At 61.0% G+C, this 21023-nt stretch carries 19 protein-coding genes; 10 read left to right on the plus strand and 9 right to left on the minus strand.

Features of this window, described 5'->3' with window-relative positions:
* Positions 1-26 precede the first annotated feature (26 nt).
* The 3 genes from IFT59_RS13660 (at position 27) to IFT59_RS13670 (ending at position 3567) form a co-directional block, all read left to right on the plus strand.
* Positions 27-1286, plus strand: a complete 1260-nt coding sequence (locus tag IFT59_RS13660; RefSeq protein ID WP_192087230.1) for a DUF2254 domain-containing protein — start codon at positions 27-29, stop codon at positions 1284-1286.
* Between the two features lie 164 nt (positions 1287-1450).
* Entirely contained in the window at positions 1451-2953 is a 1503-nt protein-coding gene (locus IFT59_RS13665; RefSeq protein WP_192087231.1) for a dihydrolipoyl dehydrogenase family protein, read from the plus strand.
* Positions 2950-3567, plus strand: coding sequence for a CDP-alcohol phosphatidyltransferase family protein (locus IFT59_RS13670; protein ID WP_192087232.1), 618 nt, complete (start codon positions 2950-2952; stop codon positions 3565-3567). The genes IFT59_RS13665 and IFT59_RS13670 overlap by 4 nt, the downstream gene beginning before the upstream one ends.
* Before the next feature lie 17 nt (positions 3568-3584).
* Here IFT59_RS13670 and IFT59_RS13675 read toward each other — a convergent pair whose 3' ends face one another.
* Positions 3585-4193 (minus strand): RNA polymerase sigma factor, encoded by a 609-nt coding sequence (locus IFT59_RS13675; RefSeq protein ID WP_174197002.1) that lies wholly within the window; start codon positions 4191-4193, stop codon positions 3585-3587.
* Between the two features lie 154 nt (positions 4194-4347).
* Here IFT59_RS13675 and IFT59_RS13680 point away from each other — a divergent pair, with 154 nt between their 5' ends.
* The 6 genes from IFT59_RS13680 to IFT59_RS13705 all read left to right on the plus strand — a co-directional run bounded on the left by IFT59_RS13680 (position 4348) and on the right by IFT59_RS13705 (position 10238).
* Positions 4348-5139, plus strand: coding sequence for a TVP38/TMEM64 family protein (locus IFT59_RS13680; RefSeq protein ID WP_342366101.1), 792 nt, complete (start codon positions 4348-4350; stop codon positions 5137-5139).
* A gap of 35 nt (positions 5140-5174) precedes the next feature.
* Positions 5175-5420 carry a zf-HC2 domain-containing protein gene (locus tag IFT59_RS13685; protein WP_184655502.1) on the plus strand — a complete coding sequence of 82 codons (246 nt, stop codon included), beginning with the start codon at positions 5175-5177 and terminating at the stop codon, positions 5418-5420.
* A gap of 87 nt (positions 5421-5507) precedes the next feature.
* On the plus strand, positions 5508-6737 hold the full coding sequence (locus IFT59_RS13690) for an ABC transporter substrate-binding protein (protein ID WP_092662806.1): 1230 nt from the start codon (positions 5508-5510) through the stop codon (positions 6735-6737).
* A gap of 42 nt (positions 6738-6779) precedes the next feature.
* Positions 6780-8468 (plus strand): ABC transporter permease, encoded by a 1689-nt coding sequence (locus tag IFT59_RS13695; protein WP_092663438.1) that lies wholly within the window; start codon positions 6780-6782, stop codon positions 8466-8468.
* Positions 8468-9142: an ATP-binding cassette domain-containing protein gene (locus tag IFT59_RS13700; RefSeq protein ID WP_192087233.1), complete on the plus strand. Its 675-nt coding sequence runs from the start codon at positions 8468-8470 to the stop codon at positions 9140-9142. Before IFT59_RS13695 ends, IFT59_RS13700 begins: the two co-directional genes overlap by 1 nt.
* Complete coding sequence (locus tag IFT59_RS13705) at positions 9135-10238, plus strand: FAD-dependent oxidoreductase (protein ID WP_192087234.1); 1104 nt, start codon at positions 9135-9137, stop codon at positions 10236-10238. Before IFT59_RS13700 ends, IFT59_RS13705 begins: the two co-directional genes overlap by 8 nt.
* Before the next feature lie 220 nt (positions 10239-10458).
* On the opposite strand, the gene dhaL (IFT59_RS13710) is transcribed toward IFT59_RS13705, so the two are convergent.
* From dhaL (IFT59_RS13710) to IFT59_RS13745, 8 genes are all read right to left on the minus strand, one after another.
* Positions 10459-11103, minus strand: coding sequence for a dihydroxyacetone kinase subunit DhaL (gene dhaL / locus IFT59_RS13710; RefSeq protein WP_192087499.1), 645 nt, complete (start codon positions 11101-11103; stop codon positions 10459-10461).
* Between the two features lie 43 nt (positions 11104-11146).
* Positions 11147-13216, minus strand: coding sequence for a bifunctional sugar-binding transcriptional regulator/dihydroxyacetone kinase subunit DhaK (locus IFT59_RS13715; RefSeq protein ID WP_249407618.1), 2070 nt, complete (start codon positions 13214-13216; stop codon positions 11147-11149).
* Positions 13217-13408: 192 nt separating this feature from the next.
* Positions 13409-14056 (minus strand): dihydroxyacetone kinase subunit DhaL, encoded by a 648-nt coding sequence (dhaL, locus tag IFT59_RS13720; RefSeq protein WP_192087235.1) that lies wholly within the window; start codon positions 14054-14056, stop codon positions 13409-13411.
* Positions 14057-14066: 10 nt separating this feature from the next.
* Positions 14067-15059: a dihydroxyacetone kinase subunit DhaK gene (locus IFT59_RS13725; protein WP_062578282.1), complete on the minus strand. Its 993-nt coding sequence runs from the start codon at positions 15057-15059 to the stop codon at positions 14067-14069.
* Positions 15060-15068: 9 nt separating this feature from the next.
* Entirely contained in the window at positions 15069-15842 is a 774-nt protein-coding gene (locus tag IFT59_RS13730) for an SDR family oxidoreductase (protein ID WP_192078551.1), read from the minus strand.
* A gap of 74 nt (positions 15843-15916) precedes the next feature.
* Positions 15917-16903: a substrate-binding domain-containing protein gene (locus IFT59_RS13735; RefSeq protein WP_062578278.1), complete on the minus strand. Its 987-nt coding sequence runs from the start codon at positions 16901-16903 to the stop codon at positions 15917-15919.
* A gap of 84 nt (positions 16904-16987) precedes the next feature.
* The gene (locus IFT59_RS13740) at positions 16988-17992 is read right to left on the minus strand and encodes an ABC transporter permease (RefSeq protein WP_062578276.1); all 1005 of its coding nucleotides are present in this window, start codon (positions 17990-17992) and stop codon (positions 16988-16990) included.
* 67 nt (positions 17993-18059) lie between these two features.
* Complete coding sequence (locus IFT59_RS13745) at positions 18060-19538, minus strand: sugar ABC transporter ATP-binding protein (RefSeq protein ID WP_062578274.1); 1479 nt, start codon at positions 19536-19538, stop codon at positions 18060-18062.
* Between the two features lie 368 nt (positions 19539-19906).
* Here IFT59_RS13745 and IFT59_RS13750 point away from each other — a divergent pair, with 368 nt between their 5' ends.
* Complete coding sequence (locus tag IFT59_RS13750; RefSeq protein ID WP_175487276.1) at positions 19907-20953, plus strand: NAD(P)-dependent alcohol dehydrogenase; 1047 nt, start codon at positions 19907-19909, stop codon at positions 20951-20953.
* Positions 20954-21023: the final 70 nt, after the last annotated feature.

Here is a 21023-nt window from a genome sequence, read left to right on the forward strand (position 1 = left end):
GATGAGCCAGAAGAGTGAGAATACCGATGACGTCACGCTGGGTTTGGCTTTTGTCGAAACTGGTCCGGAAAATCTGGTTTCGGGCAAGTCTGTTTTCCATCCTTGCCATTATCACCGCACTTGTCGCCATCGTCGCCAGTCCGTTCATTCCGGGTGATCTTCCCACGAAGATTGGCGCTGGCGCTGTCGATAATATACTAGGCATCATTGCCTCAAGTATGCTGACAGTCACGACATTCTCTCTCAGCACGATGGTGTCGGCCTATTCGGCTGCAACCAGCAACGTCACGCCCCGCGCGACCACGCTGGTCATGGAGGACAGCACGACGCAGAACGTGCTCGCGACCTTCATCGGCTCCTTCCTCTTCAGTCTTGTCGGGATCATCGCGTTGAGCACCGGCGCCTACGGCGACCGCGGTCGCGTCGTTCTCTTTGTTGTGACAGTTGCCGTGATTGTGCTGATTGTCGTCACGCTCTTGCGTTGGATCGACCACCTTTCCAGGCTCGGGCGTGTCACAGAAACGACCGAGAGAGTGGAAAAGGTCACCGTAGAGGCGATGCGGTCCCGGCGTAAGCAACCGTATCTCGGCGGAAGCCGGTTAAGCGCTTTCGAGACCATTCCGGCCACGGCGAGACCGGTCTTTGTCGATCGGATAGGGTACGTGCAGCATCTTGATACCGGCGCCCTTTCCGGCATCGCAACCGACGCGAAAGCGCAGATATACATTCACATGATTCCGGGTCAGTTTGTGGATCCGTCGACGCCGGTTGCGTGGATCGACGGCGCCGATGACGGCGAGGAGACAACGGCAATCTCCCGCTGTTTCACGGTGGGCGATACCAGGTCCTATGATCAGGACCCGCGATTTGGCGCTGCAGTTCTGTCGGAGATTGCGTCTCGCGCCCTTTCGGCGGCCACCAACGATCCCGGTACCGCGATCGATGTTCTCACGCGGACAGTGCGCGTTCTGGCTGTCTGGAACGAAACGACAGGGGAGGATGAGCATGAAGTGCCGTATCCAAATGTCTACGTGCCGGCGATCAGCCTTGACGAACTGTTTGATGATCTCTTCACACCGATCGCGCGGGACGGCGCCGGCGTTGTCGAAGTCGGGCTGAGATTGCAGAAAGTGCTGCGAATTCTCGCGACGTTTGAACATGATCGCTATCGCGACAATGCCATACGCCACTCGAGGGAGGCCCTTGAGCGGGCCAAACATGGACTGACTTTGCCGGCGGATTTCGAGCGCGTAAAAGCCGCGGCAGAGGCGGTTGGGGGATTGTAGCTGCGGTTGTTCAAGCGTGACGAGCGAAGCCAGCATCGCGTAATAGCGCTGTTCTGAAGGGAAAATCCATTCATCACAGGAAATCTTGATGAAGCCTTGTAACAATGTGGATTCCTGCGCGTCTTCCTGAAGCAACGTATATTGCGGGTGGAAAGACGAAATCTATGGACCAGAACGAGGGCTTTTCCCGATCCACCTGGACGCGGCCGAAGCGTTTCGATCGCAACCTGGTGGTCATTGGCGCCGGATCCGCTGGGCTGGTGTCTGCCTATATCGCTGCCGCCGCCAAGGCGAAGGTGACGCTGGTCGAGGCGAACAAGATGGGCGGCGATTGCCTCAACTTTGGCTGCGTCCCCTCGAAGGCCCTGATCAAGAGCGCAAAGGTGGCGCACCAGATGCGCCATGCAGACCATTACGGCCTGGAGCCGGTCGAGCCGAAGGTGCCTTTTTCCGCCGTGATGGAGCGGATCCACAGGGTGATCGCCGAGATCGAGCCGCATGACAGCGTCGAGCGCTATACGGGGCTCGGCGTCGAAGTCCTGCAGGGCTACGCAAAGCTGCTAGATCCCTGGACGGTGGAGATCACGCTCAAAGACGGCGGCACGCAGCGTCTGACGACGCGCGCGATCATCATCGCGACCGGCGCCCAGGCCTTTGTGCCCCCGATACCGGGCCTCGCCGACATCGGCTATCTCACATCTGACACCATGTGGGAGCGGCTCCGCGATCGACCTTCTGTGCCGCAAAGGCTCGTGGTTGTGGGCGGAGGGCCGATCGGCTGCGAGCTGGCGCAGAGTTTTGCGCGGCTTGGCTCCGAGGTCACGCAGATCCAGATGGCACCACGGCTGATGATGCGCGAGGACGAGGATGCGGCCGCGCTCGTCGAGGCTTCGATGAAGGCGGACGGCGTCAATGTGCTGACCAGTCACAAGGCGGTCGCCTGTGGCGCGGATGCCGGTGAAAAATGGATCGAGGTCGAGAAGGACGGGGCCAAGTTCCGCATCGGCTTTGACGAGATCATCGTCGCGGTCGGACGCGCCCCGAGGCTGAAGGGCTTCGGGCTCGAAGATCTGGGCATCAAGGTCGATCGTGTGGTCGAGACCAACGAATACCTCCAGACCCTTCATCCGAACATCTTGGCGGCAGGCGATGTTGCAGGGCCCTACCAGTTCACCCATGTCGCCGGGCATCAGGCCTGGTTTGCGGCGATCAATGCGCTGTTCGGTGATCTCAAGCGCTTCAAGGCCGATTACTCGGTCATTCCGTGGGCGACCTTCACCGATCCGGAAGTGGCGCGTGTCGGGCTTTCGGAAGACGATGCCAGGCAGAAGAATATTCCGCATGAGGTGACGCGTTTTGGCTTGGACGATCTCGATCGCGCGATCGCTGATGGATCCGCCCGCGGCTTCGTCAAGGTGCTGACCGTGCCGGGCAAGGACAAGATCCTGGGTGCAACCATTGTCGGCGAGCACGCCGGCGACTTGCTTGCAGAATTCGTCTTCGCCATGAAACATGGCCATGGGCTCGGCAAGATCCTCGGCACGATCAATATCTACCCGACGCTGGCAGAGGCCAACAAGATGGTGGCAGGCCAGTGGCGCCGCAATCACATCAACGGGTTTCTGCTCTCGCTGCTTGAACGCTTCCAGACCTGGAGGCGCGGATGATCGACGCCAAGATCCTGCCGCTGCAGAAGGCAGCTCTGCAGCCCATCGCTGCGTTTCTGGCCCATCGCGGGGTTCGTGCAGATCAGATCAGCCTCGTTGGTTTCATGGGCGGGCTCGGCGCCTTTGCCGCGCTTTGCCTCGGCTACTTTTGGGTGGCGCTTCTGCTGATCCTTGTGAACCGGGCGCTGGACGGGCTCGATGGTGCGGTTGCCCGCATCCATGGTCCGACGGATCGTGGCGCCTATCTCGACATCGCGCTCGACATGGTCTTCTACGCGTTGATCCCGCTCGGTTTCGCGGTTGCGGTGCCCGAGATCAATGCGCTGCCCGCAGCGGTGCTGATCGTGTCCTTCGTCGGCACAGGCTCGTCCTTCCTCGCTTTCTCGGCAGTTGCGGCGAAACTCGGCCGCGAGGCCCCGGAATTTCCCACCAAGGGCATCTACTACGCTGGCGGTCTCGCCGAAGGCTTCGAGACGATCGCGGTCTTCATCGCCATGTGCCTCTTGCCTTGGCATTTCCCGCTGATTGCCTATGGATTTGCCGCGCTTTGCGGGGTGACGACCGTCATCCGCTGGCGCCAGGGCTGGGTCGCCTTTTCCGGAGATGATCAATGAGCGACGCCGTGTCCCTCTCAGGGATCCGCATTGAGCCGGTCAAGCGCGTTCCGCACCGTCAGCCGCGCCCGGTGCAGAAGTACGCGCATATTGCCCTCGGAAATGTCGAGAAGGGTGCAGACCTCCGCCGGATCAAGCTCCTGCTGGCCACGAAGGATCAGCACCGCGCGTTGCGCCTGCGGCAGAGTTTCGATGACGGCTTCCACATGCTGCAGAATGCTTCGACCCTCGACATGGCGTTCCGGCGTCAGATTTTCCCAAAGTGCGGGCATGATGCGCCAGTGGCCGCGCCCGTCGAACGCGTCGTTGAGGGTGCCGTCGACACCAAAATCGTCGAAGGACACCGTGCGGCCTTCGCGTCTGGCGCGGCTGCGCGCCTTGTTGATCAGGATAGTGTAGATCCAGCTTGCAAGCGATCCGCGCCCTTCGAAGAGATCGATGCGGTCGAGCACTGTGACCCAGGTGTCCTGCGCGACGTCTTCCGCGATGACACGCGAGCGGACGATGCCGTTGCAAAGACGGATCATCGCGGCATTGTGCCGGCGATAGAGCAACTCGAACGCTACCGCATCCCCATCGACGAGACGCAGCGCCAGAGCCCGATCATCACCATCAACCTGCGCCATGCTGCCCCCAGCCTCAGCTCAGGCGTCATTAGCAAAACAATCGCCTTCAAAGTCCAGCCGCATTCGATCCTATCAAGCCATAGTGACCACGCGGGATCTGTCGCGCCGGTACATCCGATCCCACAAGGCGTGCCGCAGCTTCACGGAAACCGCCATGATTGACAGCCGTTCCCCACAACACGGCGCGCCGCCGGATGACGAGCCCACCACCTCGAAGGGCGCTGTCGGCAAAGGTAGCATGTGGCGTTATATGCCCTTGGTCCTCGTCATCGCCGGCCTCGCACTCGGCTATGCCTTCGGCCTGCAGGACTATCTCAGCCTCGGATTTCTTGCCGAACAACGGGAGGCTTTGAGGAGTTACGTCGACACCAATGTCCTCTGGTCGGCCGTGATCTTCCTGCTCGTCTATATCGCGGCCGTCGCCTTCTCGTTTCCGGCAGCTTCCGTGCTGACCATCTTCGGTGGTTTCCTCTTCGGCTGGATGATCGGGGGGGCGCTGGTGGCCGTTGGTGCCACGGTCGGTGCGGCGATCCTGTTCCTCGCCACGCGCTCGGCCTTCGGCGATTTTCTGCGCCACCGGGTTGATGGCGTCATCAAGAAAATGGCGGACGGTTTCCGGGAGAATGCCTTCGGCTATCTCTTCGTCATCCGGCTCGCTCCGGTCTTTCCCTTCTTCGTCGTCAATATCGCGGCTGCCCTGTTCGACATCAGCCTCGGGCGGTTCATAGCCGCCACGTTCTTCGGCATCCTGCCCGGCACTTTCGCCTATGCCTATCTCGGCCAGGGAGTTGACAGTGTGCTGGTCGCCGCGCAGGCGAGCGGAAGGCAAGCGCAGATTTCGGATCTCGTGACGCGCGATATCACGCTCGCCTTCTTCGCGCTGGCGCTGGTGGCGCTGATCCCGACGCTCGTGCGGCAGATCGCCAAGCGCAGGAGTTCGCAATGAGCGTTCACTTTACCACATCCGGGGAGGGCTGAGCCATGTTTCGATGCAATGAAGTGGTCGAGCGCGCCAGCCTTCTGATCGACGGCGATCTCGGCTTCTGGCCGCGGCTCAACATCAGGCTACATCTGGCGATTTGCCGGGGATGCCGGGCCTTCGTCGAACAGATGCGCATCACCCATGATCTGACTGCAATGGCGGGCGCCCTGCATGATCCGGCACCAAGCGAGGAGATTGCGGCCGCGCTCGCGCGACGGAAAATGGGGCCCGGCAAGAAAGCATGAAACCCGGCGCATCTCGAAGACGTAATTCAAACAGGAGCCGCAGCGCGTCAGCGTCAGGCGGTCGACTTTCAGGGAGTAGGGCACATCATGCGATTGATGACAGGAATTTTCGCCGCCGCTTTGATGGCAGCCACAAGTAGCTTTCCGGCGAAAGCCGCCGGCCCCGAGCTTTCCGACTGGGCAGCCGTCGAGAAGGCAGCAACCGGCCAGACGGTCTATTTCAACGCCTGGGGCGGCTCGGAAAACATCAACGCCTATCTCGAATGGGTGGGCGCCGAGATGCAGTCACGCTACGGGGTGAGCGTGGTGCAGGTGAAGCTCGAGGATACCGCAAGCGCGGTCGCCAAGGTGATCGCCGAGAAAGCAGCCGGCAAGAATGACGGCGGCTCGGTCGATCTCATCTGGATCAACGGCGAAAACTTCGTCTCGATGAAGCAGCAAGGGCTGCTCCTCACCCCCGGCTGGGCAAGCTCGCTGCCCAACTGGGCCTATGTCGATGTCGAAAACCAGCCGACCATCCTCACAGATTTCACCGAGCCGACAGAGGGCCTTGAAAGCCCCTGGGGTGGCGCGAAGATGGTTTTCTTCCATGACAGCGCGCGCACCGAAGCCTTCGCCATGCCGGACAACGCGACTGCGCTTCTCGATTGGGCGAAGAAGAACCCAGGCCGGTTTTCCTATCCGGCCCCACCGGACTTCAGCGGCTCGTCCTTTCTGAAACAGGTTTTGAGCGAGGTGATCGCCGACCCCTCCAAACTGGCGAAGCCGGTCAGCGAAGAGACTTTTAACGCTGATGTCGAGCCGCTCTTTGCCTATCTCGACCAGTTGCATCCGGCAGCCTGGCGTTCGGGCAAGACATTCCCGCAGAACTATTCGGATATGAAACAGAAGCTGGCCGACGGCGAACTGGACATCATCTTCGCCTTCAATCCGTCGGAAGCCTCTGCCGGGATCAAGGCCGGCGAACTGCCCCAGACCGTGCGCTCCTTCACCTTCTCCAAAGGCACGCTCGGCAACACCCATTTCGTCGCCATCCCCTACAATGCCAATGCGAAGGAGGGGGCGCTGGTGACGGCGAACTTCCTCATCTCGCCTGAAGCGCAGCTTCGCAAGCAGGACCCGACTTATTGGGGTGATCCGACCGTTCTCGCCATGTCAAAACTGCCGGAGCCGGATCGTGCCGCCTTCAAAGCGCTCGACCTCGGCGCAGCCACCCTTGCGCCGGACAAGCTCGGCCCCGTGATTGCCGAGCCGCATGCGAGCTGGATGGAGCGCATCGAGGTCGAATGGCGCCGGCGCTACGCCAGCGGAAACTGAGCTGTGACAGCCCAGGCGACCGATCGCTCCTTTTTGAACGGAATGACCGCACTTCTTCCGAGGAGTGCGGTTGCCGTCACGCTTAGCCTTCTGGTCCTGCCGATCACTTTCGGGCTCCTCGGCACGTTGCTGCCGGCCTTCGGCTATCTGCCCGCACTCGGCGGACATGACCTCAGCCTGCAACCCTTTCGAGATCTTGCGGCGACACCGGGTCTGCCAACAGCGGCAGTCTTGAGTGTAGCAACCGGCCTCGCCGCCACCCTGATTTCTCTCGGCATCACGCTGATCTTCGTTGCGAGTTACGCCGGCACACCGACGCTGTCACGCCTGCAGCATCTGCTGTCGCCTCTCCTGGCCGTGCCCCATGCGGCGGCCGCTTTCGGGCTCGCCTTCCTGATCGCGCCATCGGGTTTCCTTATTCGCCTCGTCGCGCCTCTCTTTGGCATTGATCGGCCGCCGGACATTCTTATCCCCCATGACCCGATGGGGCTGACGATGATCGCGGGCCTCGTGATCAAGGAAACACCGTTCCTGTTTCTGGTCACGTTGGCGGCCCTGCCGCAGGTGGAGCTTTCCGCTGCGCGAAGGCTTGCAGCCTCCTTCGGTTATGGGCGTATTGCGGGCTTCGTCTACCTGCTCTGGCCGTCGCTTTACCGGCAGATCCGTTTTGCCGTCTATGCCGTCATCGCCTACTCGTCCTCGGTCGTGGATGTGGCGCTGATCCTTGGTCCCAACCTGCCCGGCACGCTCGCGACCCGGCTCGTCCAGTGGATGAATGATCCGGATCTGTCCGTGCGTTTCCTCGCCTCGGCCGGTGCCGTCCTGCAACTGGGCGTCACCCTGGCAGGATTGCTCTTGTGGTTGATGCTGGAGCGGGTCGCTGCGGTCCTGCTCCGCGCATCGCGGGACAGGGGATGGCGGTTCGTTCGCGACCAGTTGCTGCGCCGCGCGTCGATCCTGGTCGTCGGCCTGATCGGCGGAGCCGTCTTCGCAGGCCTCGCCATTCTGGCCATCTGGTCTGTCGCCGGTCTGTGGCAGTTTCCCGATATCCTGCCGCAGAGTTTTACGCCGAGGAGCTGGATGAGTGCCTTGCCGCGCATTGGCGATCCGCTCGTAACGACACTGGTGACAGGTCTCGCCTCGACGCTGCTGGCCATCCTGCTGACCGTCGGCTGCCTGGAGCGGGAGATTCAGACGGGACGCCGCGTGAGCCAGAAGGCGCTGTTGATGCTCTACCTGCCGCTGATCGTGCCGCAGATCACCTTCGTTTTCGGCCTGCAGCTGCTTTTCATCGGTAGTGGTGGCGGCGATTACAGGCTGACAGCCCTCGTGCTCGTGCACCTGGTCTTTGTGCTGCCTTATGTCTTTCTCTCGCTCGCCGATCCCTGGCGCGCGCTCGATCGTCGCTACGAGATCATTGCGACAGCACTCGGCCGGTCACGGCTGTCGGTGCTCGTGTCGATCCGCCTGCCCATGCTGGTCCGTCCGATCCTGACAGCACTTGCCCTTGGCTTTGCCGTCTCGGTTGGGCAGTATCTGCCAACCCTCCTGATCGGGGAGGGGCGGCTCTCGACCATCACCACGGAGGCCGTCGCTCTAGCCTCCGGCAACAACCGCCGTGTCATCGGAGTCTATGCCCTGCTGCAGACCATCCTGCCTTTCCTCGCCTTCGTGCTCTTCGCGCTGATCCCCGCAGCGCTCCACCGCAACCGCCGGGATATGAGGGTCTGATGATCGTCCAGCGACAGCCGACCAATGGCCTCTCCCTCTCGAATGTGTTGATCCGTCTGGGTGATGTCAGCCTGATTGCGCTGACCGCGGACGTTCCTCCCGGTTCAGTCGTCACCGTCATGGGACCTTCGGGATCGGGCAAATCCACCTTGCTGTCCTTCATCGGCGGGTTTCTCGATCCTGTATTCGACGCCAAAGGGACCGTCTTTGTCGATGGTGTCGATCTCCTGTCGCTGGAGCCGCAAGCCCGTCGCGCCGGGATCCTGTTCCAGGACCCGCTGCTCTTCCCGCATATGTCTGTTGGCGCCAATGTCGCCTTCGCCATTCCGGCAGATGTGCGAGATCGCCGCCAACGCCGGCAGATCGCGGCAGACATTCTCGCCGACATGAACCTTGCAGATTTTGCCGACCGGGACCCGGCCACGCTCTCCGGCGGACAAAAAGGCCGGGTGGCGCTTGCCCGCGTTCTCGTCTCCCGGCCCAGATTGCTGCTGCTCGACGAACCCTTTTCCAAGCTCGACATGGAATTGCGCGCCCAGATGCGAACCCTGGTGTTCGAGCGCGCAAGAACCGCCGGCCTGCCGGTCATTCTCGTCACCCATGACGAAGCGGATGCCGAGGCCGCTGGCGGTCCCGTTCATCGTATCGGAGTAAAGGGAGCGGCTCATGACTGAGGCAAGCGCGAAAATCCCGGTCGTGCTTCTCGGTGGTGGCCACGCCCATGTCGAGGTGGTGCGCCTGCTGGGTCAGATGGGTCTCGGTTCGCAGATCAAGCTGGTTTCGCCGTCGCGCTATGCGCCTTATTCCGGCATGCTTCCGGGCCATATCTCGGGGGAATATGGTTTCGACGATTTCCACATCGATCTGGCGACCTTGTGCGCGCGCTCTCGCGTCACCTTTGCCGAAACCACGGCTACCGCTATCGACCCGGAACGCCGCGTCGTCTCTACTGCAAGCGGCCAAAGCCTCGCCTACGGCCTGCTCTCGATCGATATAGGCTCCACCCCTTCACTGCCCGACGGCATATCAACCGGCATCTCCGTAAAGCCGATCGCAAGCTTTGCCGATCGCCTTGCCCGGCTCGATGCGCTGGCCGCAGAAGGACGGCTCTCAACGCTCGCGGTCGTAGGGCAGGGGGTGGCAGGCGTCGAGGTCGCCTTTGCGCTCAGACGCCGGTTTGCCGGACGAGACATCCGCATAACCCTCGTCGGACGGGCAGCGGAGCTGGTTCCGGAGCGCAGTCGGCGGGCGCGGCATTTGTTGGAGCGGGAACTGCGAAGGGCGGCCATCGCCCATCACCCCGCGTTCGATGTCGTCGCTTTCCACGACGCTGAGCTCGTCGCTCGCGATGGGAGGCGACTTCCAGCAGATCAGGTCATCTGGACGACGTCGAGCGGCGCCCCGGCCTTCTTGCGCGAGACCGGCCTTCTCCTCGACCGAAGCGGTTTCATTTGTGTGGACGAAACGTTGCGATCCCTGTCGCATCCGGATGTCTTCGCCGCCGGCGACGTCGCATCTCTGCCGAGCACCCGTCCAAAGGCCGGCGTGTTTGCCGTGCGGCAAGGACCGGTTCTGGCCGAGAACATCCGCCGCAGCTTCTGCGGAGAAGCCCCGCTTTCTTATCAACCGCAACGGCAATGGCTGGCACTGATCTCTCTCGCCGACGGGCGGGCCACTGCCGACAAGTGGAACATAGCCGTGGCCGGCCGCTGGGTGGCCAAGTGGAAGCATCTCATCGACAGCCGCTTCATGCGGAAATATCGGGAGTGAGGCGACTTCGTTTTCGTTCCGACGTGATTCATCTATTCGCAGGTGGATAACGGGCAGGCCGATCTCAACCATTCTGTTGCCGACGCTGAGCAGCAGGGGGAAAGCGCGGTGCCTCGACAAACTACTGTGCGGAGAGGACTATGCGGTTACTTGAATCCCGGGCGCTATTTTATGGGACTCAGGCCCCGCAAAAGCCATCGAGCTGTCCGCCCCCCAATTGTCAGCCAGATGCCGCCCCGTCGAAGGTTTCTCGCATCGCCTTGAGGATCACGACCGCGGAGGCAGCGCCAGGGTCGATATGGCCAAGCGAGCGTTCGCCCAGTCTTGCTGCGCGACCACGAAGCGCGATCATGGATTGCGTTGCTTTGGCGCCCAATTCTCCCGCTTCGCAGGCCGAGGACCAAATGTGTCCGGGTTCGCCGGATCTCGCCTCCGCCGCATCGGCTGCCGGCATCCAGGCATCGAGCATGGTCTTGTCTCCGCGCATTCCTTTGCCCCGCTGCTGAATGCCGGTTGTGATGGCTCTCAGCATCGCGACCTGGCCAGCGGCATCGAGAGGTCGATGTGCGTTCATACGATCGGATGCATGGAGAAAGCCGGTCGCATAGAGCGGGCCCGTGGATGCGCCTACCGCATCGAGAAACGTGGTCGCAGCAGCCGCCATGACTTCGGCGGCAGTCCTGCTGTCGAGATCGCTCCGCGACAATTCACTCGCAACAGCGCTGAAGCCAAGCGACATCGTGATGCCGTGATCGGCGTCTCCGATCGCCTCATCAAGCTCGGTCAGGTAATCCTTCTCCTTGGCCATCGCATCGGAGATCTTGTTGAACATTCGGCTGAGTAAGCGCGCATCGTTTCCGTGCACCATTTCCCTCCAACTGTTGCACTGTGCCATTGAAAGCCCTGCCTTACCCTATTTTCAACGCCGCAGTGTCGCAGGGATGATGGAGCAGAGTAGACAGATCGTCATCAAGATGAAGGATTGAGATCGACGCGCCGACCATATCCAATGATGTGCAGTAGTGGCCAATCCAGTTTGCTTCGATCTCGATGCCCTTGGCCTTCAGCCTCTGCTCGACACGCCTGAACAGAATATAGAGCTCCATCAATGGCGTTGCACCGAAGGAGTTGACCAGCACGGCGACACGGCTGCCTGCGATCGCCCCCATCTCGTGAAATATGCGATCGATAATCTTGTCCGCAATCGCGTCGGCATTCTCGATCTTCTCGCGACTGACACCCCGTTCGCCATGGATGCCGATGCCGAACTCCATCTCGTCTTCCCCGATCTCGAAACTCGGACGGCGCGTCTGCGGCATAGAGCCGGCTTCGAGTGCGACACCCAGCGTGAATGTGCGGGAGTTAGCCTTGCGTGTCAGTGCTTCGCACGCGTCGAGCGAGTGACCGCGGTCGCAGGCTGCACCGGCGATCTTGAAGGTAAAGAAATTGCCGGCGACACCGCGTCGGCCGTCCCGGTCTTCCATGGAGGACGAGGCGACATCATCGGTGGTCAGGACCGTGCGCACCGCGATGCCCTCGGCCTCGGCCATTTCTGCCGCCATCTCAAAGTTCATGACGTCCCCGGCATAGTTGCCGTAGACGAAAAGCACACCGGCATCACCCGAAGCCGCCCGGGCGCAATGCAGGATCGGCATCGGCGGCGGGGAGGAAAAGACATTGCCGACGGCGACCGCATCCGCCAGCCCCTTTCCCACATAGCCGAGAAAGCAGGGTTCATGACCGGAGCCGCCGCCGATGACAAGACCGACCTTGCCGGGCCGCGGACCTTCCCTGGCTATCAACGCCCGGTTGGATTTTCCGGCGGGCATCAGATGTTTCTGATGCGCCCGCACGACGCCTTCCAGCATTTCCTCAACCACATGATCCGGATCATTGAGGAACTTCTTCACGCGATTGCGGGTCCGCGTCCCTGTCCCTTGGCTAGACGGGCTTTCCGACCGAGGGCGCTGCGCAAGCATCTGGTCGATGACGGTCACGCCGTCGGCATTCAGAATACCCCGTCCGGTCGCCGCATCGGTGATCAGCACGTTGACATATCCGCCGCGCAGGGCAGCGAGGATCGCCGGCACCTTGTCGAATCCTCCGGCCGCAGCAACGCGGAGGCCGACCGATTTGAGCATGTCGAGTGACATGCCGATCAGGCGCTCGTCCAGCGGCCCTGCCACCGGACGCCCCTGGCCGTCGATGAAGCGGCCAGAGACGGCGCCGACGGCGCCCTTGGCGAGATAATCCTGCAGCGCCACGTCTTCGAAAAAGCCGCTTGTGTGAATGGTCGAATTCGGCCTCAGTGACGAGATGCCAAAAAGCGCCTTGTTGGCACGCGACAGCATGCCGAACTGATCGGCCACCAGCGGCTCTTCCAACAGAGCGTCACGCATCGTTCGAGACGAGAGGATGGCGGGGGCGGATATGTTGACGAGCTTGGCGCCAACGGCCCCGGCGACAGCCGCTGCGCAAAGCTCCGGCGTATAGGAAAAGCTTGCCCGTGTTCCGCCCGCCGCCTGAATGACCGTGACATCCTGCAATCCGGGAACATGGGCAGCTTCGCCGATCGCAAGCATTGTGCGCCCCCAGGAAACGGCGACCGTATCGCCCGACTTGATCAGACGCTGCAATGCCTGGCCGCCGGCAGCACCGATCCGTTCGATCAGCGATTTGCCGGTTTCTTCGCTGGGGACGACAAGACAGTCGACGAGCCCGAAATGCCGCTTGAGTTCGCGCGCGATGGTCAGTGACGCAAGCCGGGCGGGTTCGATGGCGATGTTGACGATGCCGCGCTCACGCGCCTCTGCGAGATAGTTGTTCACCGTGGCGCGCGACACACCCATCGTGGCAGCGATATCGCCTTGGGTAAGACGATCCTCGTAATAGAGCCAGCAGGCCCAGACGAGGGGGTCGTCGCCATATCTCAGAGACATGCCCTCGCGGGCGTGTTCGACATCGTTGGTGCCGATCATCGCCTTGCCGGACTGCTGTGTCTTCACTGGTGTCAATCCGAAACGTGCTCCGACAGTCGATTCGGGGCCGAGCTATCCGGACCGCCCGAATTTTTTAGGACAATTCATCGACGTTGGCTTCTTATTTCTGGAATTCGGCGGCGACCTGCCCGAAAAGGCAGGTCGCCCGGTCCTGGGAGGGGTTTGCTGAGTTCAGGGCGCCTGCAACTTGCCTGACACGCCCTTCGCGATTTCCTTGAGGATCAAGGCGCATGACGTGGCACCGGCATCGAGAACGCCAAGCGAGCGTTCGCCGAGACGGCTGGCGCGCCCGATCTTCGCGACGAGGTCGATGGTGGAATCACGTCCCTTGTCGGCGGCTTCGGTCATCGCCGCCAGCGCGTCAGCAAAGGACTGTCCGCCTGCGACCGTGCTGTCGAACGCTTCGATGGCCGGCACGAACGCGTCGATCAGCGTCTTGTCGCCAACCTTGGCAGAACCGATCGACTGAATGCCGGCAAGGCCCATATGAAGCATTGTCGAGAAGAGGCGAGCGTCAACGACATCCTTGCCTTCGAGCGTTTCTGCGAACTCGGTGAACATCACGCCGTAAAGCGGACCCATAGAGCCGCCAATCTCCGTCATCAACACAGTGCCGAGCGTATCGAAGGCTTCGGCCAGCGACACGTCTTGGGTCTTGAGGCGCTCGGACGTCATGCCGAAGCCCTTGGCCATGTTGACGCCGTGGTCACCATCACCGATCTTGCCGTCGATCTCACTGAGATAGGCGCGGTTTTCGAAGATGCGGTCGGCGATCGCAATCACGATATCGCCCGCGTGGGCATTGAGGAAAGTCTGCATCGCCAGGTCCTTAAAGCAGCATGGTGCAGCGCGTCTCGAGATCGAGAAGCGGCTTGGTTTCGTCGTCGAGCGCCATGACCGTCAGGGTCGCTCCCACCATTTCCAGCGACGTGAAATAGTTGCCGATGAAGGTCTTGTAGACCTTCAGGCCACGCGCGGAAATCTCGGTTTCGATCGTATCGTTGAGGATGTAGAGTTCGTTGAGCGGCGTCGCGCCGAGGCCTGACACGAGCACGGCGACTTCGACGCCGGCCGGCAGGTCATGATCGTCGAGCACGATCTTCACCATGTCCCTTGCAACGTCTTCGGCTTTTTTGAGCGGTTCGACCCGCACCCCAGGCTCGCCATGGTGGCCGATGCCGACTTCCATCGTGCCGGGCTCGATCTGGAAATTGGGATGGCCGACGGCGGGAAGTGTGCAGGGGCCAAGGCCCACGCCGATCGACCGGCAGTTGTCGATCGCCTTCTGCGCGACGGCGCGAACCTCCTCGAGCGAGCCGCCCTGGCTGGCCTTGGCGCTACCGATCTTCCACATGAAGATCTCGCCGGCGACCCCGCGGCGCTTCTCCCGCTCGGACAGAGGAGCCGAGCAGACGTCGTCGTTGGCGACGACCGTCAAAACCTCGATTCCTTCCTTGGTGGCAAGCTTGGTTGCCATCTTCACGTTCATGTTGTCGCCGGCATAATTGCCGTAAAGGCACACCACTCCGGCGCCTCCATTTGCCTCGCGGAATGCGTCAGAGAAGCTCTTGGCTGTCGGCGAGGAGAAAAGTTCGCCAACGGCGACCGCATCCAGCATGTTCTTGCCGGTGTAGCCCATGAAGGCGGGTTCATGACCTGAACCGCCGCCGGTGACGATGCCGACCTTGCCTTTGACGGGGGCATTCTTCGCCACGACGACACGTGGGTTTTCCGCAAGCCGGACGATATCGGAATGGGCCTTGACGAAGCCCTTGACCGTATCTTCGACGACAAGATCAGGATTATTGACGAAACGCTGCATGGTTTGTCCTCAGAGAATTGTGTAACCGCCGTCGATCAGGAGATCGGCGCCGTTGATCATGTCCGCACCATTGGAGACAAGAAAGACTGCCGCTGCGGCGATTTCCTGCGGGTAGGCGAAACGGCCGGTCGGGATACGCTTCTTCGCATTTTCACCCTTTTCGCCGGCCCAAGCCTTCTTTCCGAGTTCCGTCAGCACGACTGTTGGCGAAATGGTATTCACGCAGATACCGTATTTTCCCCACTCGGCCGCGAAGGTCTTCGACATGCCGATGACGCCGAATTTGGAGGCGCAGTAGGCGACGTGCTCCTCGATTGCGACGGTGCCCGCCTGCGAGGCGAGATTGACGATCTTGCCGCCCTTGCCAGCGGCGATCATCGCCCTTCCGACTGCCTGCGTGAAGAGAAAAGTGCCCTTCAGGTTGATGTCGATCGTCTTATCCCAGTAATCGAGCGACAGATCCTCGGCCGGAGCGAGGAAGACGACCCCCGCGCTGCTGACGGCTATATCGATGTGGCCGAAGGTGTCGAGGACGCCCGCGATCGCCTTCTCGACGGAAGATGCCTGCGAGACATCGCAGACGAAGGATTTCGATGCGCCACCGAGTTCGGCCGCTTTTGCTGCGGCCAGTTCGGCATTGAGGTCAAGCACGGCGACGGTCGCGCCCTTTTCGGTCAGCGCGTCGCAGACGGCAGCGCCGATGCCGGATGCGGCGCCGGTGACGACGGCAATCTTGCCGTTCAGGGGGAAATTCAGGTCGATCTGGGGAGCGGTATCACTCATGTCTTCAAGCCTTTGCGACGGAGACGGGAGGGGCGGCGGTCACCGCCCCTCCCTTGGATCGAAAACGAAAAGTATCAGTTACGGGACTCGAGCAGCTTGTCGGCGTTTTCTTTCGTGACAGGCGTCCAAGGCACGAGGTAGTCCTTCTCGGCGCCATCCGCCCACTTCATGTCCGGATACTGGGTCCAGATCTTCGATTCGGGCTTGTAGTCCTTGTTGGCGGCCTTGATGGCGACGTCGAGAGCGCCCTGAGCCTGGGCGTTGGCGTCCTGCAGGATGGAAGCCATCTCGCCGCGCTTCACCGAGTTGATCGCATCCGTCACGCCATCGACGCCGGCAATCGCGAAGTCTTCAACCTTCAGACCTGCAGCCTTGATTGCCTCGATCGCACCGAGTGCCATTTCGTCGTTCTGGCCGATGATGCCATTGATCTGGCCCGGATGGGATGTCAGCCAGTTTTCCATCAGGGTCTGAGCTTCGGCGCGCGACCAGTTGCCGGTCTGCTTTTCGAGAACCTTTACGTCCGGGCAGGCAGCGAGTGCCTTTTCATTGCCTTCCAGGCGCTGGATCTGGCCGGACTGGCCGATCGGGCCTTCGATGATGACGAGATTGCCCTTGCAGCCCATCTTGTCCAAGACTGCCTTGGCTTCGAGCTCGCCGGCTTCCACGTCGTTCGAGCCGACATAGGATGTGAGGAGATCGGAATTGACGCGGGCATTGGAGCCGACAACGGGGATGCCGGCATCATGGGCCATCTGCACAGCGGTCGCGCCGGCCTCGATATCCATCGGCACGAAGATGATCGCGTCGAATTTCTGTGTGATCATCGTGTTGAACTGTTCCTGCTGGACCAGCGCGTCATATCGGCCATCGAACACCGTGACATCGACCTTGCCGCTCTTGACGGCCGGATGTTCCTTCAGAGCCGCCGACCAGATCTGCATGAATTCAGCATTGAGACCATAGGTGGTCGCGCCAATCTTGAGCTTCTTGTCCTGCGCCATTGCGGGTGCCGAAAGCATCGCCGCACTGGCGACGAGAGCAAGCAAAAGTTTCTTCATTTTCTTCTCCTCCACGGAATGTCCGGTCGCCGTTTTGACGCGCGGTACATGTCGGACCGTTTCGCGATCCGAATTGTTCTGGGGTCAGGCCCCTTGATTGCGTTTTTGATCCAGCATGACCGCACCGACGATCAGCGCCCCTTTGAGGACCTGCTGGTAGTAAGATTCGATGCCGAGCAGATCGAGACCGTTGTTCATGACGCCGATAATGAGCGCGCCGATCAGGGTTCCCGTGACGCGACCGACACCACCCGAGAGGCTGGTACCGCCGATGACCACGGCCGCGATGGCGTCGAGCTCGTAGGCAACACCGGCCTGCGGCAGGCCGGAGCCCGTGCGAGCGGCAAGGATCATACCGGCAAGACCCGCAAGTGCTCCCGAGATGCAGTACACGGCGAACTTGATGCGGGTGACGTTGATGCCTGAAGTCACGGCGGCATGCGGGTTGCCGCCGACGGCGTAGATATAGCGGCCAAAGCGCGTGCGGTTGAGAACCCACCAAGAGGCAATGAAGACGACGGCGAGAACGACGACCGGCATCGGGATGCCGATAATGTTGCCGGTTCCAAGCCAGCGAAAATCCGGGATAAGCGCCGGGACAGGTCTGCCGCCGCCATAGATCAGCGTCATGCCGCGTGCCGCCGACAGCATGCCGAGGGTGGCAACGAAGGCGGGGACGGAGAAGCGCGAGACGATTACACCGACGACCATGCCGCATGCGAGACCGACGAGAATGCCCGCCGCGAACGCGACGAATGCCGGATAGGGGCCGCCCGCAACGCCGGCGGTCGCTGAAGTCGTCGCAAGGCTCGCGGCCACCATACCAGCGAGCGCTACGACCGAGCCGACGGAGAGGTCGATGCCCCGGGTCAGGATGACGAATGTCATCCCGATCGCCAGCACCCCATTGATAGATGTCTGTAGAAGCACGTTCGAGATATTGCCGGCGGTGAGGAAGTACTCGTTGGAGACCGACAGGATGAATGCCAGGAGCAGGAAGGCGAGAAAGATGCCGTATTCCTGGATGAGCAACTTGCGGTTATCCGAACCGAACCATGCGGCTGCCGGCTTGTTTTCTGTGGCGGACACTGTTCTTACCTCTTCCCATGCCGATCGAATCTTGAAAATGCGCGTCTGGCCCAGTGACCCGGGCCCGTCACGTAGAAAGGTGCACCAACGCCTGCGCGTCTGTCTCCGCGCGCGGATAGATGCCAGTCGAGCGACCGTTGCGCATGACGAGGATGCGGTCGGACATGCCCAGCACTTCGTCGATTTCCGATGAAATCATCACTACGGTTCCACCGGCCTCGGCGAATTCGCAGATGATGCGATAGATCTCGCGCTTGGCGCCGACATCGACGCCACGCGTCGGTTCATCGAGCAGAAGCACCTTGGGATTGCGCAGGAACCACTTGCCCAGGACGACCTTTTGCTGATTGCCGCCTGACAGGCCCGAGACCGGCATCGTGTCGCGGGCCGCCTTGATCGCAAATCTTTCGATCATGTTCCGGCTGGCAGCCTGCTCGCCGCGGCGACGCATGACGAAATTGGGGCTGAGTTCCGGCAGGCTGGCAAGCGCAATGTTGCCTCTGACGCTATCGGTCAGATTGAGCCCGGTCAGCTTGCGGTCCTCGGTAACGAAAGCGAGCCCGTGCTCCATCGCGTCAGCCGGCTTGCTGACCTTGACCGGCGCGCCATCGATCCTGATTTCGCCGCTATCGAGACGATCGAGACCAAAGATGCAGTTGAAAATTTCCGACCGGCCGGATCCCATAAGTCCGTAGATCCCGAAGATCTCACCCTTGCAAACCGAAAACGAAATGTCGTCGATCTTGCCGGCGGCTGTCAGCCCCGTAACCTGTAGGCCATCCGTTTCCGTCGGCGTGTTGGTCTTGATATATTCCTCGCCCAGTTCCCGACCGACGATCATCTTGATCAGGCTCGGCCTGTCGATATCAGCCAAGTCACCCGAGCCGATATAGGAGCCGTCGCGGAACACCGTGTAGGCATCCGCGATCTGGAAGATTTCTGACAGGCGGTGCGAGACGTAGACGATACCCTTGCCGGCGGCCTTCAGCCGTTCGATCGTTTTGAAGAGCTGCTGCGCTTCCTTTTCGCCGATTGCCGATGTCGGCTCGTCCATGAAGATGACTTCCGCATCGTGGCTGAGCGCCTTGGCGATCTCGACCAGTTGCATCTGCGCAACCGAAAGGTTCATCATGAACTGAGTGGGACGGATCTGGAATTCGAGCTGATCCAGCAACCGCTGGGCGTTACGGTTCATCGTCTTGAAGTCGACGCCGCCGAAGCGCCCGGAGGGTTCGCGACCAAGATAGATGTTTTCCGCCACGGTCATATGAGGGACAGGGCTCAGTTCCTGTTCGATGATCGCGATGCCGGAGGCGAGCGCTTCGGCTGGGCCTGAAAAATCGACGTCCTGACCGCGACGGCGAATGGAGCCGGCATCGCGCTTGTAAATGCCCATGAGGATTTTGAGGAAGGTCGACTTTCCGGCGCCGTTGCCGCCACACAGCGCGTGCACCGAGCCCGGCTTCAGCTGAAAGCGACCCTCACGCAATGCGGCAACGCCGCCGAAGGACTTCTTCAGTCCTTCCACCTCAAGCAGATATTCCACGCTAATTTCCTCCGATGATCCTTCCGCTCGATGAGCGTCGGACCAATCACTGTCTGGGTTAACCGCCCTCCAGCGGCCAGCACGTGACATTTGTCAGATAGTTTTCGACAAATGTCAACATGCCTTCATTGTAGGCTGAAGGTGTCCCTATGGTGAGCAAAAATCCTGTTTTTATCGTTTTAAAACAAACGGAAGGACTGCTTGGTGGGGAGAGCGAGACCTTGGGGGCGAAGGGGCGATACGCGCAAGAAAGAAGCGATAGCTGCTGAAAATCTCACCAAACAGCACTTTTCTTTTTCAAACCGGTCGCTATTCCTAGGTCAACCGATGCGCCGAATTTGGCGCCCATCGAGCAAAAGGATCCGATGATGAAAGCCTTGGTACTGGAAGAAAAGGGCGTTCTCGCCCTTCGAGACATTGACCTGCCGCTGGCGGTCGGAGCTTCGGAACTGAAGATCAAGATTCACACGGTTGGCGTCTGCGGCAGCGACGTACACTACTACACGCACGGCGCAATCGGACCGTACGTGCTGCGTGAGCCAATGGTTCTGGGACATGAGGCGGCAGGCACGGTGATCGAGGTCGGCTCGGCCGTTTCCGGTTTCAAGGTTGGAGACCGGGTGTGCATGGAACCGGGAATACCGGACCTCTCGTCGCGCGCATCCAAGCTCGGCATCTATAACGTCGATCCCAGCGTCCGGTTCTGGGCAACGCCGCCGATCCATGGCGTTTTGACATCCGAAGTTGTCCATCCCGCGGCGTTCACCTACAAGCTTCCCGACAACGTGTCCTTCGCCGAAGGCGCGATGGTGGAGCCATTTGCCATTGGCATGCAGGCTGCAGCGCGTGCCCGCATCGCCCCCGGCGATGTTGCGGCGGTGATCGGAAGCGGCCCGATCGGGATCATGGTCGCTCTGGCGGCGCTCGCTGGTGGGTGCAGCCGCGTGTTCATTTCCGATTTCAGCGCACCGAAACTCGCCATCGCTGCCCAGTATTCCGGTATCACCCCTGTCAATATCGGGGAGGAAAGCTTCGCCGAGGTCATCGCACGGGAAACCGACGGCTGGGGCGCCGATGTTGTTTTCGAAGCCAGCGGCAGCCCGAAGGCCTATGACGGGATATTCGACCTCGTTCGCCCGGGTGGAGCGATCGTGATGGTCGGCCTGCCGGTGGACAAGGTTTCGTTCGACGTGGCAGGCGCGATCTCGAAGGAAATCCGGATAGAGACGGTCTTCCGCTACGCCAATATCTTCGACCGGGCGCTGCAGCTGATTGCATCCGGCAAGGTGGACCTTAATCCGCTGATTACCGAGACTTTCCCTTTCGACAAGAGCATTGAGGCCTTTGAGAGGGCAGCAGCCGGCAACCCGTCAGACGTCAAGCTGCAGATCCTTCTGGGTGACGCCGCGGTTTAGGAAAATCCGATCAGTTCTGAAGGCCGGTGGCCGGGAAAGCATGGGATCGTCACGCGAGATCATGCCGTCC

Origin of the sequence: Rhizobium sp. CFBP 8752 (assembly GCF_014842035.1) — a bacterium.
In the GTDB taxonomy this organism is placed as follows: Bacteria; Pseudomonadota; Alphaproteobacteria; order Rhizobiales; family Rhizobiaceae; genus Neorhizobium; species Neorhizobium soli.

What these genes read in the sequence shown, in the direction of transcription:
- IFT59_RS13660 (WP_192087230.1), top strand. Translation starts at nt 27, where the DNA reads ATGACGTCACGCTGGGTTTGGCTTTTGTCGAAACTGGTCCGGAAAATC.
- IFT59_RS13665 (WP_192087231.1), top strand. Translation starts at nt 1,451, where the DNA reads ATGGACCAGAACGAGGGCTTTTCCCGATCCACCTGGACGCGGCCGAAG.
- IFT59_RS13670 (WP_192087232.1), top strand. Translation starts at nt 2,950, where the DNA reads ATGATCGACGCCAAGATCCTGCCGCTGCAGAAGGCAGCTCTGCAGCCC.
- IFT59_RS13675 (WP_174197002.1), bottom strand. Translation starts at nt 4,193, where the DNA reads ATGGCGCAGGTTGATGGTGATGATCGGGCTCTGGCGCTGCGTCTCGTC.
- IFT59_RS13680 (WP_342366101.1), top strand. Translation starts at nt 4,348, where the DNA reads ATGATTGACAGCCGTTCCCCACAACACGGCGCGCCGCCGGATGACGAG.
- IFT59_RS13685 (WP_184655502.1), top strand. Translation starts at nt 5,175, where the DNA reads ATGTTTCGATGCAATGAAGTGGTCGAGCGCGCCAGCCTTCTGATCGAC.
- IFT59_RS13690 (WP_092662806.1), top strand. Translation starts at nt 5,508, where the DNA reads ATGCGATTGATGACAGGAATTTTCGCCGCCGCTTTGATGGCAGCCACA.
- IFT59_RS13695 (WP_092663438.1), top strand. Translation starts at nt 6,780, where the DNA reads ATGACCGCACTTCTTCCGAGGAGTGCGGTTGCCGTCACGCTTAGCCTT.
- IFT59_RS13700 (WP_192087233.1), top strand. Translation starts at nt 8,468, where the DNA reads ATGATCGTCCAGCGACAGCCGACCAATGGCCTCTCCCTCTCGAATGTG.
- IFT59_RS13705 (WP_192087234.1), top strand. Translation starts at nt 9,135, where the DNA reads ATGACTGAGGCAAGCGCGAAAATCCCGGTCGTGCTTCTCGGTGGTGGC.
- IFT59_RS13715 (WP_249407618.1), bottom strand. Translation starts at nt 13,216, where the DNA reads ATGATCGGCACCAACGATGTCGAACACGCCCGCGAGGGCATGTCTCTG.
- dhaL (WP_192087235.1), bottom strand. Translation starts at nt 14,056, where the DNA reads ATGCAGACTTTCCTCAATGCCCACGCGGGCGATATCGTGATTGCGATC.
- IFT59_RS13725 (WP_062578282.1), bottom strand. Translation starts at nt 15,059, where the DNA reads ATGCAGCGTTTCGTCAATAATCCTGATCTTGTCGTCGAAGATACGGTC.
- IFT59_RS13730 (WP_192078551.1), bottom strand. Translation starts at nt 15,842, where the DNA reads ATGAGTGATACCGCTCCCCAGATCGACCTGAATTTCCCCCTGAACGGC.
- IFT59_RS13735 (WP_062578278.1), bottom strand. Translation starts at nt 16,903, where the DNA reads ATGAAGAAACTTTTGCTTGCTCTCGTCGCCAGTGCGGCGATGCTTTCG.
- IFT59_RS13750 (WP_175487276.1), top strand. Translation starts at nt 19,907, where the DNA reads ATGAAAGCCTTGGTACTGGAAGAAAAGGGCGTTCTCGCCCTTCGAGAC.